Raw genomic sequence first — 16,929 nt, 5'->3', positions numbered from 1 at the left:
AAGTATGCCAAAGGAAGAAATGAAATTGACTGGAGTGCATAAAGCAGCAATATTATTTATAACACTTGGTCCAGAGGCTTCATCTGGTATACTGAAGAAATTGCCAGAAAATGAAATTCAAAAAATAACTTATGAAATTGCTAATATTACTTCTGTTACATCAGAACAAAGAGAAGAAATATTAAATGAGTTTTTACAAATAAATAAGGCAAGAGATTATATTGTTGAAGGCGGTATGGATTACGCTAAAACTTTATTATCAAAGGCGTTAGGATCTCAAAGAGCAAGTGAAATCTTAGAAAAAGTATCTGAGGCTACTGCTCAATACAGACCGTTCTCAATTGCGAGAAAAGCAGATTCGCATCAATTGCTAAATGTAATTATATCAGAACAACCACAAACAATAGCGTTGATTTTATGTTATCTTCAACCAGAAAAGGCGGCTCAAGTTATGGCTGAGCTGCCAGAAGATACTCAAAGTGAAGTTGCATATAGAATTGCTACTATGAGCAATACTTCACCAATGGTAATTAAGGAAATAGAAGCTGTTCTTGAAGGTAAGTTATCTTCAGTTGTAAGAACTGAAATGACTTCGTTAGGTGGAGTAGAAGCATTAGTTGGAATATTAAATCAAGTTGATAGAACAACAGAAAAGAATATAACTGAAGGCTTAGAAAGAGAAGATGCTGAACTTGCTGATAAAGTTAAGAGTTCAATGTTTGTATTTGAGGACATTATTTCTCTTGATGATGTTTCTATCCAAAGAATTCTTAGAGAAGTTGAATCTGGTGATCTTGCACTTGCACTTAAGGGATGTTCTGATGAGGTTGCTAATTCTATTTACAGAAATCAATCTAAGAGAGCTTCGGCTGCATTAAAGGAAGATATGGAATTCTTAGGGCCAGTTAGAATTACTGATGTTGAAAAGGCACAACAAAAGATTGTTGCTGTTATTAGAAGATTAGATGATGCAAATGAAATCATTATTTCAAGAGGTGGAGAAGATGCAATCATCGTATAGTTTAATAAAGAAAAACTTTGCTAAATCAGGAGAAAGCAAGGTTATTTCAACAGAATATGCTGGTAAAAAACATGAATTTCCAACTTTTGAACTAGAAGAAATAGAAGAAGAGCAGGTTGAAAAAGTACCTCAAGTTGATCCAGAAGAACTTTTAAAGCGTTATGAAGATATTGGTCAAAGAATAATTCAAGATGCTAAAAGGGAAAAGCAGGCTATAGCACTAAGAGCACAAATGGAAGCCGATTCAGCAGAAAAGCAGGCTTATGAAAAAGGCTATTCCCAAGGACTTGAAAATGGATATGATGATGGATATAAAAAGGCTTATGAAGAAAATGTTGAAGTGGCAAAGGCTGAAGCTGCAGAAATTGTAGCTAAGGCTGAGCAACTTTTAAAATCGGCTAATGAAAATTATGAGCAGTATTTAGAACATAAAAAGGTCGAAATAGTTAAATTAGCACTGGAAATAGCAGAAGGAATTACCCAAAAGACTTTAAGTAAAGACGATGCTATGAACTCCCTTATAGAAGAAGCCTTTAAGCTTTCAAAAGGAGAGGAAAATGTTATTTTAAAGGTTAACTCAGTTCATGTTGAAGAACTGAAAGAACAATCGGTATTATGGACAAAGACCTATGGTATAAAAAATGAAATTTTTGTAGTTGCTGATGATTTTATGAATCCAGGAAATGCAATTTTGGAAAAGCCAAGTGGTATTGTAAAAATAGGTGTAGATACTGGCATGGAACAAATACGAAAGGCTTTATTAAGTTAACAATTTACAAGTTACAGTTTACAGTTTAGGAGAAAACTCCTATGGAGTTTTTAATGAATAAAAATTAAAATTTCACTCACAAGCTGAGATGATAAAAAAAGAAATTTCGTAGAAATTTCATCATTAACTGTAAACTGTGAATTGACAACTGTAAACTGCACAAGTGGGGGTGGAGAATGCTAGAGCTAGATTTGGATTTTCAAAAATTGACTAAAAAGGTCAATAATATATCCACAATATATTGTGAAGGTGTTGTAAAAAAGGTAATAGGACTTACAATTGAAGTGCAAGGAATAAAAGCTTTTGTTGGTGAACTTTGTATCATATATAATGAAAGAAATTTTCCGGTAAATTGTGAGGTTGTTGGTTTTAAAGAGGAATTTGTCATTCTTATGCCTCTAGATGAACTTATTGGAATTTCACCAGGCTGTAGAGTTGTACCACAGCGTAAACCACTGAGTATAAAGTGTTCAGATAAATTACTTGGACATATAATTGATGGTCTTGGTAAACCTCTTGATTGTGATAGTATATCAATGGATGGAGAAGAGTATCCTTTGGAAAATGAAGCTCCAGATCCATTGAAAAGAAAGAGAATAAAAGAAATAATGCCAACAGGAGTTAGAGCAATTGATGGATTTTTAACTTGTGGAGATGGACAGAGAATTGGTATTTTTGCAGGTAGTGGAGTTGGTAAGAGTACTACTTTAGGTATGATAGCAAGAGAAGCTAAGGCTGATGTTAATGTTATTTCACTTATTGGAGAAAGAGGCAGGGAGGTTTTAGAGTTTATTGAAAAGGATCTAGGACCAGAAGGTATGAAAAAATCAGTTGTAGTATGTGCTACATCAGACAAGCCGGCCTTAATAAGAATTAAAGGGGCATTAACAGCCACTGCAATAGCAGAGTACTTTAGAGATAAAGGTAAAAAAGTAATTCTTATGATGGACTCAGTTACAAGATTTGCTATGGCTCAAAGAGAAGTTGGACTTGCTATAGGGGAACCTCCAGCAACTAAAGGATATACTCCTTCTGTTTTTGCTAAGCTTCCTAAGCTTATGGAAAGATCGGGTACTTCAGCAGATGGGTCAATTACAGCGTTTTATACAGTTCTAGTTGATGGGGATGATTTTAATGAACCAATAGCAGATGCTGTTAGAGGTATACTTGATGGACATATAGTTTTATCTAGAGATTTAGCGCATAAGAATCACTATCCAGCTATAGATATACTAAATAGTGTCAGCAGACTTATGAGTCAAATAGCACCAGATGAACATAAAAAATCTGCATCGATAGCTAGAGATCTTTTAGCTACCTATAAAGATTCTGAAGATTTAATTAATATAGGTGCTTATGTAAAAGGAAGTAATAGAAAAATAGATATGGCCATTAATTATAATGAAATGTTAAATGATTTTCTATGTCAAGGTATTGAAGAAAAATCAAGTTTTGAAGAAACACAAAATGGTTTAGTATCGATGTTTAAATAATGGAAAATCTTTATTAAATTTTATAAATAACAATTAATTTATAGAAATTAATATAATAACAGTTAATTCATAACTGTTAACTGTAAATTGCCCACAGGGTACCCTAAAGGGCATAAACTGTAAACTAAAATAAAGGGGGATTTACTTTGGCTGAGAAGTTTAAGTTTGGGTTAGAAAAACTTCTTGAAATAAGAATAGCTAAGGAAGAGGAAAGCAAAAGATTATTTACCGAAAGTCAAAGAGAAAAAAAGAGGATAGAAGAAAAGCTAGAAGAATTAAATGAGAATTTTCACAAATATAATGGAATATCTCCAAATGAAGATGTTGTATATCAAAAATTGAAAAGATATTATCTTCAAGGACTTCAAAGTGGAATAGAAACAACAGAGAAAGATTTGGAAAAAAAAGAACAGGAAATTAATGTTAGAAGAAGAGATCTTACTGTTAAGCAGATGGAAAGAAAAACTGTTCAAACTTTGAAGGAAAAAAAGTACTCTGCATATGTTAAGGAACAAGATAGAATAGAACAAATTAATCTTGATGAATTAGCTCTTTATGCATATGTTAGAAATAGTGGGATAGGGAATTAAAAGTGATTTTCAATACTCAATTGTTAATGAAGAGACAAGTATTTGTTCATTGATAATTGATTTTGATCATTGAAAGGAGGTGAGAATATATGGTTATGGCTATTAAAACGTCAACTGATTCATTAATGAATACTGTAGATACTTCAGTAAAGAATTACAGAACAAGTACTTCGTTAGATAAATCAAATTCTGAATTATATAAATCTACTTACAAAAGCGAAGATTTTAAGAATGTATTAGATTCAAAAACTTCTACAAAAGAAAGAGATGCTGAAAAGGTAGAGGACTATAATCAAAAAGAAGTTCCAAATGATAGTAAGAAAGTTGATACAGAGAGTACACCTAAAACTGATGATAAGGTTGATGAATTGAATGAAAAACTTAAAGAATTAGAAGAAGATAGTAAATCTGATTCTAAAGATAAAGTTAATGATGTATTAGCAGAATTATTGAACTTGTTAGCACAATTTGGAATAAAAGAAGAAGATTTAAAAGGAAATAGTAAAGTTGATTCTGATATGTTAAAAGCAATACTTGAGCAAATTAATAAAAAACAAGATTCAAACAATAATTCCAATAATTTATTAGAAAAAATTATGGGAGTTTTAAAGAGTGAATCCGATAAGCTGGATACTAATTCCTTAAAATTAGTAGATAAAATTTTAAGGAATTTAAGTACTAGCTTAGCTGATGATAAATCAGAAGCTACTAAAGATATCAAGAACAGTATTAAGAATTTAATGTCAGAAATATCAAATATACTAGAAAATAAACATGCTCAAACTAATAAAGTATTAACTCTTGAAGATATTTTAAATAAGAGTTATTCACAAAGTAAGAGTAGTAGTGATAGTTCTAGTCAAGAAGAAAATTCGTCAACTTCTAATGAAAATAAGGAACTTTCAAAGGAAGATAAATTCTTAAATTCTTTACTTGATGATAATAAGGATGATTCTTCGAACAAGATTAATTTGTTTGCAGCAAGAACATCTTCAATACAAAATCAGGGAGCAAATACTGTTGCTAGAGGTCTTACTATTAACAAGGTTACATTTGCAGATGACTTAATAAAAGATGTTAAGTATATGAGTAATAATTCACTAAAAGAATTAACTGTAAAGATTAACCCAGGAAACTTGGGTGAAATTACTATTAAATTAGTTGAAGAAGATGGAGTTATGAAAGCAAATTTAAAAGCTAACTCAAAAGAAACAACAGCGTTACTTTCTCAAAACTTAACAGAAATTAAAAAGCAGCTAAGTGAACAAAATATAAAGATCTCTGATGTTAATATTGAGCTTTATCAAGATGATACTACTTTCTTTAAGGATCAAAGTTTTCAAGGAGAACTTGCAGGAGAACAAAACAAACAGAACAGCAATGCTCAAGATGGAGTATCAAATACTCAAGGTATAGCTGGTGAAGAAACAGAGGAAAATTTAGCTGAAGAGAATAATAATATAAGTTTCTTTGCATAGGAGGTGACAATTTTGGATTCTCAAATGAATACAACTAATGTTATAACAGGTAAAAAAGCTGTTGATGACGCAGCAGCAGCAAAAAGAGCAAAAACTTATGGAAAACAAACTACAGATAGAGGGACTTTGATTCAAAGGTCAAGGGATAACGATCTTGATGGTTCATCTTTTTTGAAGATAATGGTTGCAGAAATGAAGAATATAGATCCTTCTTCAAGTCAAGATAATACTGCATATGTTACTCAAATGGCTCAAATGACCACAATGCAACAAATGAGTGATTTAAATAAGACTATGAGTGCTTATTCATATCAAGCTTTGCTTGGAAAAGGGGTTACAGTTGGTGTTGCTGATACTGATGGGTATGATTATACAGGTATTGTTAAAGGTGTATCTAGAATGAATAATACTTGGTATTTATCTGTTGATGTGAAGGAAAGTGGGAAAATTGTATCTAAAGTATTTGAAGCGAGTACATTAAAATCTGTGTTGGGAACTACAGAAAATACAAGTGCTAGTATGCTTGTTAATTCTGATTTTATGGCAGCTTCAAGTTTGGCTAGTAATAAGGATAATAAAGTTGTTATTTTAAATACTGATAGTAAAGGTACTCAGTCAGTAGTAAAAGGCACAGTTAAGAGTACATTCCTAGATAATGGAGTAGTAAAAATGAGAGTTGCAACTTATGATTCTGATGGAAAAGAGTCAACTACGACTACCGATTATCCATATTCTTCAATAGTAAAAGCTGGTAACTTAACAGATGAAGATATGAATGTAACACTTGAAGATTATATTCAAAATTCTGATCTTACAGCAGCTAAAGCTTTAGCTAACAATGCTGACAATAAAGTCATTATTGTTCACACTGATGACAATGGAATTCAATCTTTAGTGAAAGGAACTGTTAAAAAAGCATTCCTTCAAAATAATGTTGTAAAAGTAAGTGTAGCAACCTTTGATGCAGATGGAAAAGAAACAGTTACAACTACAGATTATCCATACTCTGAAATAGTGAAATCAGGAAATTTAACAGATGCAGATATGAATGTTAAACTTGAAGATTATACATCTACTACAACTGATCCAGCTAAAAAGGCAGCAGCAGAAGCAAAATTAGCAAGTCAAACAAATGATGTTAAGGGTTCTACAAGTAATACCTTTAATTCGGATACTATTAATGAAGACATACAAAAAGCACAAGACGTGCAAAATGGATAGGTGATAGCAATGAGTTATAGAATAATTAACGGTCAAGCTTATCCTATGGGAAATTTTGCTCAGGTAGATTTTATCCAAAAAAGTAAAGCAAGTGTTAATAATCGAAATAATGATGAATCAAGTTTTAAGGGCATTTTAGAAAATGCTAAGGCAAAAGATACTGGATTTACAGTATCAAAACATGCAGCTTTAAGGCTTAATGAAATTAATTTTACAGAAGATGATATGAAAGAAATAGAAAAAGGGTTTGAAATTGCAAAAGACAAGAATTCTAAAAATACAGTAATGTTATATAAAGATGTAGCGTTAATAGCTAGTGTTGAAAACAAAACTTTAATAACAGCTGTAGAAAAGGATCGAGCAAAGGACAACATATTTACAAATATAGATAGTGTTGTGATATTATAGCTGGACTTGAGTCAGTTTACAGTTATGAGTTTACAATTTACAGTTGAAGAAACTGTAAACTGTACCTTGTAAACTGTGAACTGACACGGTGGGGGCTAAGCTTGCAGAATGACAGAAGCAAGCAAAATATAATAAATGGGAGGAACGTTTATGTTAAGATTTATGTATTCTGGAATAAGCGGAATGAAGGTTAATCAAACTAAATTAGATGTTATTGGTAATAATATAACAAATGTATCAACAACAGCATTTAAGTCTTCAAGTGTAAGATTTAAGGACATGCTATACCAAAATGCTGGAGAAGCAACTGCACCAACTTCAGCTCTTGGAGGTACAAATGCTAAGCAAGTAGGTCTTGGGGCACAGGTTTCAAGCATTAATAAATTAATGGGACAAGGTAATGCACTAGCAACCGGAAGAAGCCTTGATGTATGTATAGATGGTGACGGATATTTAGTAGTTGCTAAAGGTGATATAACAGGTGGTATAACTATTACTCCTGCCGATGGACTTTCTACAACGAATCCAACAAGTGTTACTGGTACTCTTTCTGAAACTTTGTTTACAAGAGATGGAAATCTAACATTGGATTACCAAGGAAATTTATTAACTGCTGATGGACATAGAGTTATGGGATATTATATGACTAGTGCGACAAATACTGGTGGAACAGCTAGTACTCCAAGTTTAGCATATAATTCTACTAGTGGCGTTATAGAAGCTGCTTATGTAAATGCAGATATGAAAGATTTAAAAACAAGTGATAATACAATGAGACCTTTAGCAATACCAGACAGTGTTAAAGTTGGAACTGTAAATGATCCAGTAAAAAAATATGAAATAGGATCAGATGGAGTTATTACTTGTGTACTTGGAAGTGGTAAAAGAGCTGCAATAGGTCAAATTGCTATGGCAAGTTTTAAAAACCCAGAAGGCTTAACTGATCTTGGAGGAAACATGAGTTTAAATTCTTCAAACTCAGGGCCAACTGTTTATAAAAATGGAAAAGTTGATGCAACAACAAAAACTGCCACAACACCAGATAATTCAGCTGGATATGGATCTTTAATTCAAGGTGCTCTTGAAGGATCAAATGTAGATTTAACAGAACAATTTACAGATATGATAACAGCATCTAAGAGTTTCCAAGCTGCGTCAAAGTTAATATCTACAGGAGATGAAATTCTTACAACAATAACAGGTTTAGTTAGATAATTAAGAGAAAATTAAATTAATGCAAGTTGAGTTTATCTCAACTTGCAATAAATTAAAATTGGGATTACAAAATTTATTTAGGGTGAATTTTGCAATGCACAATGCACAATGCACAATTATTGGATGTATTTATTAACATAATATAAAATATTTTGGTAAATATACAGCAGAAAATGATTGTGTATTGTGAACTGTACAGTTAATATTAAAGGGGTGAAAAGTTATGATAAATGTAACGGGAATGAATCATGAAAAGTTTGTATTGAATGCAGATCATATTGAGAAAATTGAGGAAGTACCTGAAACAATAATAACATTAACGAATGGGAGAAAATACATAGTACTTGAAAGCATTGATGAAGTGAGAAATGCTGTTATGGTATATAAAAATAAAATATTTACATTAAAGGTATAATAAATAAAATGCATAAATTAATTATTATTAGAGAGAGTTGCAATAGTAAGGAGTGAATATAATGGCTTTTGGAAAAAAGAATAAAGAAAATGATGCTGCTGAAAATGTTGAAAAGGGCGGTAAAAGTAATAGAGGGGTAATGGTAGTTCTATTTATTTTAGGATTATTAGTTTTAGGTGCTGCAACCTTCGGTGGAGTATATTTGTTTATGAAGCAAAGTAAAACTGTTGAAGCACAAGAAGTTGTGGTAGAAAATGCTTATATGGATTTAGCAGAATTCACGGTTAATTTGGCTGATGAAGGTGGTAAAAGATATTTTAAGGGTGAATTATCTTTAGGATATGATAAAACCAAAACAAAGTTTCAACAAGAATTAACTGAAAATCAAGTAGTTATAAGAGATGATATTATATTTTTCTTTAAGAGTCAAAAAGCTGACTTTATAAATAATGTGGCAAATAGAGAGACTATGAAAAAGGAATTAATTGAAGCTATAAATAAAGATTTAACAAAAGGAAAAATTACAGATATAAGATTCAAAAGTATGTTAGTTCAGTAAGGAGACAAAATGGATTTTGAATTATTTAAATCATTGGGACAACTTATTTTTGCATTGGGAGTTACTTTTGGTTTAATGTTTTTAAGTTTTAAAGTTATGGGCTCAAAATATAATGTTATTAATAATAATAAATATATAAAAGTTATAGATCGAGTCCAGATTACAAAAGAAAATTCCATATTGATAGTTAAAATAGGAGAAAAAGGATACATAATGACTAGTACAGCAGGACATATGGAAAAGCTATCAGAACTATCAGAAGATGAAATTAAAAACATTGAAGAAAATAAGAAGAAGTCCAATGAGGAAATAATTAAAAATTACAAGCAGGCAGGGCTTAAATTTAAAGGGATGATTTCAAAGACAATTAAGAATATAGGATCAAAGGAAGAGAAGCATGAAAAATAATAAAAGAAAAATAGCATTTGTTTTTATGATGGCTATTGGAATAATAATGTTTTCAACTGTACATGCATATGCTGCTCCGAGTAATACTAATATGCCACAATTAAATATTTCTCTTGGAAATCAAAATGGTACTCCACAAGATTATGCTGCTAGTATAAAGATATTAATATTTTTAACAATTGTATCATTACTACCTTCAATTGTTATAATGATGACATCTTTTACTAGAATAGTCGTGGTATTTTCGTTTCTTAAAAGTGCAATGGGAGTGCAGCAGGCAGTTCCAAATCAAATATTAACAGGGCTTGCAATATTTTTGACCTTGTTTATTATGAGACCTGTATATACTCAAATAAACACAAATGCAATACAACCTTATTTAGATAATAAAATAACACAAGAACAAGCCTATGAAGAGGCATCAAAACCATTAAAGGAATTTATGTTAAAAGAAACTAGACAAGATGATTTGAAATTATTTGTAGATATTAGTGGTGTGGATGCAAATAATATAACAAGAGAAAATGTAGCATTTACAAGTTTGATTCCAGCTTTTGCTATTAGTGAATTAAAAACAGCATTTACAATAGGATTTTTGATTTATTTACCATTTATAGTTATTGATATGGTAGTAGCCAGTGTTTTAATGTCTATGGGTATGTTTATGCTTCCTCCTACAATGGTATCTTTACCGTTTAAATTAATACTATTTGTTATGGTAGATGGATGGCTTTTATTAACTAAATCACTAATACAGAGTTTTATGTGAGGTGAAAATTATGACGCAGACAATGCTTACTGCTGTAGTTAAAGATACAATAGTAACAGCAGCAAAAGTAGCTGCACCTATATTGATAGTTGTACTTGTATTAGGTTTGATTATAAGTATATTACAAGCATCAACTCAAATACAAGAACAAACCTTAACTTTTGTACCTAAATTAATTGCAGCAGCTGCAGTGGGAATATTTTTAGGAAGTTGGATGCTTGAAACGATAATGTCTTTTACACATAGGATTTTTGATTTAATATCAAAAGTAATTACATAAGGAGGGAAGGCTTTTGGTAGATATAGCCTACTTTCTAGCATTGTTTCTATTAGTTTTGCGGCTAACTTCATATTTTATAGCGGTTCAAGTATTTTTTCCAACTGGAACACCTGAAATTATGAAAGGTGTTTTTTCTTTAATTTTAGCTTTTGGGATGATGTCTGGAATAGATTATTCTACAGTTAATGCTATTAATAGTAGTTATATATTGATAATATATGCTGTAAGTGAAATTACTACGGGCTTAATCTTGGGATATATTACAAGTTTGGTTTTTCATGCTGCTAAGCTAGCAGGAGAATGGATGGATATTCATGCAGGATTTTCAATGATATCAGTAATAGATCCAACAAGTCAAAGTTCATCAACTTTACTGGGAAACTTTTCACACTTTGTTGCAGTAGCATTTTTCTTTATTATTGATGGGCATCATATAGTTATAAATATGTTAGTGGAGAGTACTAAAATAGTTCCTATTGGAAAAACAATTGTATATCAAGAAACTTTAATGGGAGTAATGCAGACAATTTCAACATTTTTTACATTGGGAATAAAAATAGCAATTCCAGTAGTATTAATAATTGTTATGACGGATGTATGTTTGGGGCTGATTTCAAGAACAGTACCAACTATTCCTATTATGATTTTTGGTGTTCCAATAAAAAATTTGCTAGGGTTAATTACATACACTATACTGTTGCCATTAATGCTTAAATTACTAGGTACAGCTATATATAATTTACCAAGTATTTTCCGGGAAATAGTTAATTTGATTCCTGCAGTTCCATTAATGCTTATTTTTGCAGCTGATGACAAAACAGAAGAAGCTACACCAAAGAAACAAGGTGAGGCTAAGAAGAAAGGTCAGATAGCTAGGAGTAAAGATGTTTCTGTTGCAATAACTATGATAATATGTACGGCAGTAATATCTGCTTCGTGGGGAGTATTAACTAGTGGATTTAAGGATGTAATAATTTATTTTTTTAGATTTCCAATGCTGGAAAACTTTAATGAGATTTCTCTTTCTTATATAGTAACTACTGTAGCAATGAAAACAGCAAGTTACTTATTTCCCTTTATTTTTCCTTTAATGATAGGGGGAATTGTGGCAAGTTTGTTACAAACTGGTATTGTTTTTACTCCAGTAGCATTGAAATTTTCATTAGGAAAAATGAATATTTTCTCTGGATTTAAGAATATGTTTTCGAAAAGAAGCATGGTAAGTATGTTAAAGAACATTGTTGTAGTAACAATTGTATCGATAATATCATACAAATACTTAGCAGGAAATTATCAAAATATATTAGGAATTTCAAATCTTTATCTACCTTCTTTGAGTGATGAAGTTAAAAATCTAGTGGTTGGAGTTTTTAAACAAATTTGTATAGTACTTGTTGTAATTGCAGCTATAGATTATTATATTCAAAAGAAAATGTATAAAAAAGATATGAAAATGAGTAAGCAGGAAGTTAAGGATGAATATAAAAATGCAGAAGGAGATCCGGTAATAAAAGGAAAAATTAAGCAGAAGCAAAGAGAAGTAGCAATGAGAAGAATGATGTCTTCTGTTCCAGATGCAACAGTTGTAATAACAAATCCTACTCATTTAGCAATTGCTTTAAAATATGAGGAAGGTAAAGATATGGAAGCTCCGAAAGTAGTGGCTAAGGGAGCCGATTATGTTGCGTTTAAGATAAAGAATGTTGCTAAAGAAAATAATGTTCCGATCATCGAAAATAAACCTTTGGCAAGATTAATGTATGATAGAGTGGAAATAGGCGAAGATATACCTAAGGATATGTATCAAGCTGTTGCAGAAGTTTTAGTTGTAGTAATGAAACTTAAAAAATAAGAAATGTCAATGTTTAATTGATAATATTCAAATATCAATTTTTTATCGCTAATATATTTATATTAGATGATTGAAATTTGAATAATTTAGAAGGATAAACGCAATTAAGCAAGAATATAGATATATAATACAATTTGATTTAATTTGAAATAAATATGCCCTTTAGATTTTAATTATGGTGGTAAAATATGAATGGGAGGTTTAAATTTTGGAGTTTGGTAACAAAAGGCTGAATATAAAGGATAATTTGGATGTAATTATAGCATTTGCAATTATTACTATTGTGTTAATGATTGTAATTCCATTACCAAAACAACTTATAGATTTACTTTTAGCTTTAAACATAACAATTTCTATAATTATAATATTGATTACGATGTTTACAACAAGTGTATTACAATTATCCGTTTTCCCAACACTATTGCTGGTTACAACATTGTTTAGGTTAGCGCTTAACATATCTTCTACAAGGTTAATATTGCTCGATGCTGATGCAGGAACAATTATTACCGCCTTTGGAAACTTTGTTATAGGTGGAAATTATGTAGTTGGTATTGTAATATTTTTAATTATAGTCGTAATTCAATTTATGGTTATTACTGCCGGTGCAGGTAGAGTTTCAGAAGTAGCTGCAAGATTTACTCTTGATGCTATGCCTGGTAAGCAAATGAGTATTGATGCTGACTTAAATTCAGGATTAATAGATGAAGAGACAGCAAAGAGAAAAAGAAAAGACCTTCAATCAGAGGCTGATTTTTATGGAGCTATGGATGGTGCATCTAAGTTCGTAAAAGGTGACGCTACAGCCGGAATTATAATTACGATTATAAATATTGTTGGTGGAATGATAATTGGAATACTTGGGAAGAATATGAGTGCTGCTACTGCTGCACAAACATATACTATTTTATCTGTTGGTGATGGTCTTGTAAGTCAACTCCCAGCCTTATTAATATCAACAGCCTCAGGTATTTTGGTAACACGTTCAGGAAGTACAGAAACATTAGGAGATACATTGTCAAGTCAATTAACAGGATTTCCTATAGCAACAGGAATCGCTAGTGCAATAATGTTATTTTTGGGAATTGTGCCTAGTATGCCTAAAATCCCATTTTTTGCAGCTTCTTTAGCAATGGGTTCATTGACATATTTGCTTTATAAAGATGCAGCTGTAAAAGAAATGAAGGAAATTGTATCAGAAGAGGAAGAAATTATACAAGCAGAGCGTAAAGAACCAGAAAATGTTATGAATTTAATTTCTGTAGAGCCAATGGAAGTGGAAATTGGATATGGTCTTATTCCACTTGCAGATGAAGCTTCTGGAGGGGATTTACTTCAAAGAATAGCATCAGTTAGAAGACAATGTGCTATTGAAATGGGAATAGTTGTACAACCTATAAGAATTAGAGATAATCTTCAACTTAGGACTAATGAGTACATAATAAAAATAAGGGGAACTATGGTTGTTTCTTCCGAATTAATGCCAAGCATGTTGCTTTGCATGGATCCTACAGGAGAAAATTCAGATATTCCTGGTATAAAGACTGTTGAACCAACGTTTGGTCTTCCAGCAGTTTGGATAAATAAGGATCAAAGAGAAGAAGCGGAAATTAAAGGATTAACAGTTGTTGATCCAACAACTGTTATGGTAACTCATTTAACTGAAACTATTAAGAGTCATTCTTATGAATTACTTGGCAGACAAGAAGTTAAACTAATTGTGGACAATGCGAAGGATAAATATAGTGCAGTTGTTGAAGAACTTATACCAGACTTATTATCAATTGGTGAGCTTCAAAAAGTATTACAAAATTTACTTAGAGAAAAAGTGCCAATTAAAGATACAGTTACTATAATGGAATCATTAGCAGATAACTCTAAAAATACTAGAGATTTAGAAGTATTAACTGAATATGTTAGATTTGCATTGGCAAGAACTATTTGTAATCAAGTGGTTGATGAGAATAGAACAATTACAGTTGTAACATTAGATCCTAGCATTGAAGAAATAGTATCAAATAATATACAAAAATCTGTTCAAGGTTCATTCCCAACAGTTGACCCAGAAACGACAACTAATATACTTACAGGTATTAAAAATACTGTAGAATCAGTATATTTCTATAATAATCAGCCAATCATATTGGTTTCACCAAATATAAGACCTGTATTTAGAAAATTAATTGAAATGGTATTTCCACATATTATGGTACTTTCATTAAATGAAATACCAAATGATGTTCAAATTAATAGTGAAGGAGTCATAAGAATTTAGATGATTATTAAAAAATATCTTGTGAAAGACATGAACGAAGGTTTAACTAGAATTAGATACGAATTGGGAAAAGACGCTATTATCATAAGCCAAAGAAAAGTTAGAAGACCCGGAATCATAGGTTTATTATCAAAAAAACTAATAGAAGTTACGGCAGCTGTTGAAAATTCTACAGATCAGGAAAAAGATAATAGGAGTTTTAAACAAGATAAAAATTACTATAAACAAAAGGATGAAGAAGAAGAATTTAGGAATTCTTTAGAAAGCATAAAAAAACTCATGCAGAATGAAATGCTATCCTCTAATAGTAATAATATAATCAAAGAAGAAGTGAAGGCTGAAACATTATTTGATAAAATTTTAGAACATAATACTAATGTTGAAAAAGAAACAGCTAAGAGTAAAGAAGAAAATATACCTCAAATAAACAAAGCTGACAAGACCAAAATAAAAGCTGTAAAAAGTAATGATGAAGAAAATTCAAGTATGGAATCAATACATAAAGAAGTAACTGAATTAAAGGATTTATTAAATAAAGTAATAAAGACAGGTACTTATGGAGAAATTTCAGAAAATCTTCTTCAAGAAAGACTAAAAGATCTAGATATTGATGAAGCGCTTCAAGAGGATATTTTAAGTGTTGCAGAAACAATGAAAACTGAGGATATTGATGAAATAGAAATATTAAGAGATGTATTTGAAAGAGACATATTAGTAGCTAGACAAAATTTAACTGGACGAGTTGTACTAGTTGGACCTACTGGTGTAGGAAAAACTACTACTATAGCAAAGCTTGCAGGAAGATTAGCTCTTGTTGAAAAGAAGAAGGTTGGATTAATTACAGTTGACACCTATAGAATTGGAGCAATTGAACAGCTTAAGACATATGCAGAAATCATGAATATTCCATTTAAAGTAGTAATTACCATGAAAGAAATGGAAGAAGCAATAGAAGCTATGAAGGAATGTGATGTCATTCTTATTGATACAACAGGAAGAAGCAGTAAAAATGCAATGCAGATTTCTGAGTTAAGAGCTTTTGTACAAAAGGCGAATCCTGATCATGTCGATATGGTAATAAGTGCAACTACTAAAAATAGTGATATTAAAAGTATATTAAAAGGTTATGCAGAACTTGATTTTGATAATATAATTATTACAAAACTTGATGAAACTACAGTATATGGGTCTCTATATAATATAGCAAAATTATCGAATAAACCAGTTAGTTTTATTACTATTGGACAAAATGTACCAGATGATATAATGGTACCAACCAAGGAAAAGATTGCAAGTTTCATCCTAGGGGAGGAAATTATATGCTAGATCAAGCTGAAGCCTTAAGAAGATTGGTTAATGAAGAGGATGAAAAAAATTCTGCAACTAAAATAATAACTGTGACATCAGGAAAAGGTGGAGTTGGAAAAAGTAATTTTGTTGTAAATTTAGCCATAACTCTTCAAAATCAAGGCAAGAAAGTTCTGATTTTTGATGCTGATTTAGGAATGGGAAATGATGATGTTTTAATGGGATTATATCCTAAACATAATATATTTGATATAGTATTTACTGGACTTGAAATAAAGGATATAATTGTAGAAGGAACTAATGGTGTAAATTTAATTCCAGCTGGATCTGCATTAAATAAAGCTCAAGAGTTAACGGAAGAAGAAAGAAAACTTTTTTTGGAGAAACTTGAAACTTTAGACGAGTATGATTACATTTTAATGGATACAGGTGCAGGGGTTAATAAGGATGTATTATCTTTTATAGCAGCTTCTGAAGAGTTAATTATCTTAACGACTCCTGAACCAACATCTCTAACTGATGGTTACAGTTTAATTAAGGCTACTGATCATTTTAAGCTTAAGACTACAGCAAAAATTGTTGTAAATAAGGCTTTTACAAAGGAAGAAGGAGAAGAAACCTATAAAAAATTTGACAGGGCAGTTAGTAAGTTCTTGAAGATTAATATTGAATACTTAGGATGTATACTGGAAGATAGGAAATTAGTTCAAAGCGTAAGACAACAAAAACCTTTTGTGGTATTATACCCAAATTGCGATGCGGCTAATGATATTCATAATATAGCCATGAAGCTTATGGGCCAAGAAGTTAATTCTTTAAATGGAGCAAAGGGGTTATTTAAAAGACTATTCAATATATTTTCATAGGA

General features: G+C 31.0%; 17 protein-coding genes. All 17 read left to right on the top strand.

The features are described 5' to 3' along the window. Window positions 1–4 precede the first annotated feature (4 nt). The 17 genes from fliG to CSPA_RS21875 all read left to right on the top strand — a co-directional run bounded on the left by fliG (window position 5) and on the right by CSPA_RS21875 (window position 16,927). Window positions 5–1,021 (top strand): flagellar motor switch protein FliG, encoded by a 1,017-nt coding sequence (gene fliG / locus CSPA_RS21955; RefSeq protein WP_015394585.1) that lies wholly within the window; start codon window positions 5–7, stop codon window positions 1,019–1,021. Continuing rightward, a complete protein-coding gene (locus tag CSPA_RS21950) occupies window positions 1,005–1,790 on the top strand; it encodes a FliH/SctL family protein (protein WP_015394584.1) in 786 nt (261 codons plus the stop codon). The genes fliG and CSPA_RS21950 overlap by 17 nt, the downstream gene beginning before the upstream one ends. 176 nt (window positions 1,791–1,966) lie before the next feature. Beyond that, a complete protein-coding gene (gene fliI / locus CSPA_RS21945; RefSeq protein ID WP_015394583.1) occupies window positions 1,967–3,283 on the top strand; it encodes a flagellar protein export ATPase FliI in 1,317 nt (438 codons plus the stop codon). Window positions 3,284–3,429: 146 nt separating this feature from the next. Next, window positions 3,430–3,873 (top strand): flagellar export protein FliJ, encoded by a 444-nt coding sequence (gene fliJ / locus CSPA_RS21940; RefSeq protein ID WP_015394582.1) that lies wholly within the window; start codon window positions 3,430–3,432, stop codon window positions 3,871–3,873. 89 nt (window positions 3,874–3,962) lie between these two features. Then, window positions 3,963–5,351 carry a flagellar hook-length control protein FliK gene (locus CSPA_RS21935; protein ID WP_015394581.1) on the top strand — a complete coding sequence of 463 codons (1,389 nt, stop codon included), beginning with the start codon at window positions 3,963–3,965 and terminating at the stop codon, window positions 5,349–5,351. A 12-nt stretch (window positions 5,352–5,363) separates the two neighbouring features. Beyond that, entirely contained in the window at window positions 5,364–6,572 is a 1,209-nt protein-coding gene (locus tag CSPA_RS21930) for a flagellar hook capping FlgD N-terminal domain-containing protein (RefSeq protein WP_015394580.1), read from the top strand. A gap of 9 nt (window positions 6,573–6,581) precedes the next feature. Beyond that, the gene (locus tag CSPA_RS21925) at window positions 6,582–6,980 is read left to right on the top strand and encodes a flagellar operon protein Flg (protein ID WP_015394579.1); all 399 of its coding nucleotides are present in this window, start codon (window positions 6,582–6,584) and stop codon (window positions 6,978–6,980) included. A 150-nt stretch (window positions 6,981–7,130) separates the two neighbouring features. Continuing rightward, on the top strand, window positions 7,131–8,195 hold the full coding sequence (locus CSPA_RS21920) for a flagellar hook-basal body complex protein (RefSeq protein WP_015394578.1): 1,065 nt from the start codon (window positions 7,131–7,133) through the stop codon (window positions 8,193–8,195). Between the two features lie 223 nt (window positions 8,196–8,418). Continuing rightward, window positions 8,419–8,610, top strand: coding sequence for a flagellar FlbD family protein (locus CSPA_RS21915; protein WP_015394577.1), 192 nt, complete (start codon window positions 8,419–8,421; stop codon window positions 8,608–8,610). Window positions 8,611–8,671: 61 nt separating this feature from the next. Then, window positions 8,672–9,169, top strand: coding sequence for a flagellar basal body-associated FliL family protein (locus CSPA_RS21910; RefSeq protein ID WP_015394576.1), 498 nt, complete (start codon window positions 8,672–8,674; stop codon window positions 9,167–9,169). Between the two features lie 9 nt (window positions 9,170–9,178). Then, the gene (locus tag CSPA_RS21905; RefSeq protein ID WP_015394575.1) at window positions 9,179–9,577 is read left to right on the top strand and encodes a flagellar biosynthetic protein FliO; all 399 of its coding nucleotides are present in this window, start codon (window positions 9,179–9,181) and stop codon (window positions 9,575–9,577) included. Continuing rightward, window positions 9,567–10,346, top strand: a complete 780-nt coding sequence (gene fliP / locus CSPA_RS21900; RefSeq protein WP_015394574.1) for a flagellar type III secretion system pore protein FliP — start codon at window positions 9,567–9,569, stop codon at window positions 10,344–10,346. The genes CSPA_RS21905 and fliP overlap by 11 nt, the downstream gene beginning before the upstream one ends. A 10-nt stretch (window positions 10,347–10,356) precedes the next feature. Further along, window positions 10,357–10,626 carry a flagellar biosynthetic protein FliQ gene (locus tag CSPA_RS21895; RefSeq protein WP_015394573.1) on the top strand — a complete coding sequence of 90 codons (270 nt, stop codon included), beginning with the start codon at window positions 10,357–10,359 and terminating at the stop codon, window positions 10,624–10,626. A gap of 13 nt (window positions 10,627–10,639) precedes the next feature. Then, window positions 10,640–12,478, top strand: coding sequence for a fused FliR family export protein/FlhB family type III secretion system protein (locus CSPA_RS21890; RefSeq protein WP_015394572.1), 1,839 nt, complete (start codon window positions 10,640–10,642; stop codon window positions 12,476–12,478). A 208-nt stretch (window positions 12,479–12,686) separates the two neighbouring features. Next, complete coding sequence (flhA, locus tag CSPA_RS21885; protein WP_015394571.1) at window positions 12,687–14,753, top strand: flagellar biosynthesis protein FlhA; 2,067 nt, start codon at window positions 12,687–12,689, stop codon at window positions 14,751–14,753. Further along, window positions 14,754–16,079 (top strand): flagellar biosynthesis GTPase FlhF, encoded by a 1,326-nt coding sequence (gene flhF, locus CSPA_RS21880; RefSeq protein WP_015394570.1) that lies wholly within the window; start codon window positions 14,754–14,756, stop codon window positions 16,077–16,079. After that, window positions 16,073–16,927, top strand: coding sequence for a MinD/ParA family protein (locus tag CSPA_RS21875; protein ID WP_015394569.1), 855 nt, complete (start codon window positions 16,073–16,075; stop codon window positions 16,925–16,927). Before flhF ends, CSPA_RS21875 begins: the two co-directional genes overlap by 7 nt. Window positions 16,928–16,929: the final 2 nt, after the last annotated feature.

It is taken from the genome of Clostridium saccharoperbutylacetonicum N1-4(HMT) (assembly GCF_000340885.1).
GTDB lineage: Bacteria > Bacillota > Clostridia > Clostridiales > Clostridiaceae > Clostridium > Clostridium saccharoperbutylacetonicum.
This window is presented reverse-complemented; position numbering and strand designations above follow the sequence as displayed.

What these genes read in the sequence shown, in the direction of transcription:
- fliG (WP_015394585.1), top strand. Translation starts at nt 5, where the DNA reads ATGCCAAAGGAAGAAATGAAATTGACTGGAGTGCATAAAGCAGCAATA.
- CSPA_RS21950 (WP_015394584.1), top strand. Translation starts at nt 1,005, where the DNA reads ATGCAATCATCGTATAGTTTAATAAAGAAAAACTTTGCTAAATCAGGA.
- fliI (WP_015394583.1), top strand. Translation starts at nt 1,967, where the DNA reads ATGCTAGAGCTAGATTTGGATTTTCAAAAATTGACTAAAAAGGTCAAT.
- CSPA_RS21935 (WP_015394581.1), top strand. Translation starts at nt 3,963, where the DNA reads ATGGTTATGGCTATTAAAACGTCAACTGATTCATTAATGAATACTGTA.
- CSPA_RS21925 (WP_015394579.1), top strand. Translation starts at nt 6,582, where the DNA reads ATGAGTTATAGAATAATTAACGGTCAAGCTTATCCTATGGGAAATTTT.
- CSPA_RS21920 (WP_015394578.1), top strand. Translation starts at nt 7,131, where the DNA reads ATGTTAAGATTTATGTATTCTGGAATAAGCGGAATGAAGGTTAATCAA.
- CSPA_RS21915 (WP_015394577.1), top strand. Translation starts at nt 8,419, where the DNA reads ATGATAAATGTAACGGGAATGAATCATGAAAAGTTTGTATTGAATGCA.
- CSPA_RS21910 (WP_015394576.1), top strand. Translation starts at nt 8,672, where the DNA reads ATGGCTTTTGGAAAAAAGAATAAAGAAAATGATGCTGCTGAAAATGTT.
- CSPA_RS21905 (WP_015394575.1), top strand. Translation starts at nt 9,179, where the DNA reads ATGGATTTTGAATTATTTAAATCATTGGGACAACTTATTTTTGCATTG.
- fliP (WP_015394574.1), top strand. Translation starts at nt 9,567, where the DNA reads ATGAAAAATAATAAAAGAAAAATAGCATTTGTTTTTATGATGGCTATT.
- CSPA_RS21895 (WP_015394573.1), top strand. Translation starts at nt 10,357, where the DNA reads ATGACGCAGACAATGCTTACTGCTGTAGTTAAAGATACAATAGTAACA.
- flhF (WP_015394570.1), top strand. Translation starts at nt 14,754, where the DNA reads ATGATTATTAAAAAATATCTTGTGAAAGACATGAACGAAGGTTTAACT.
- CSPA_RS21875 (WP_015394569.1), top strand. Translation starts at nt 16,073, where the DNA reads ATGCTAGATCAAGCTGAAGCCTTAAGAAGATTGGTTAATGAAGAGGAT.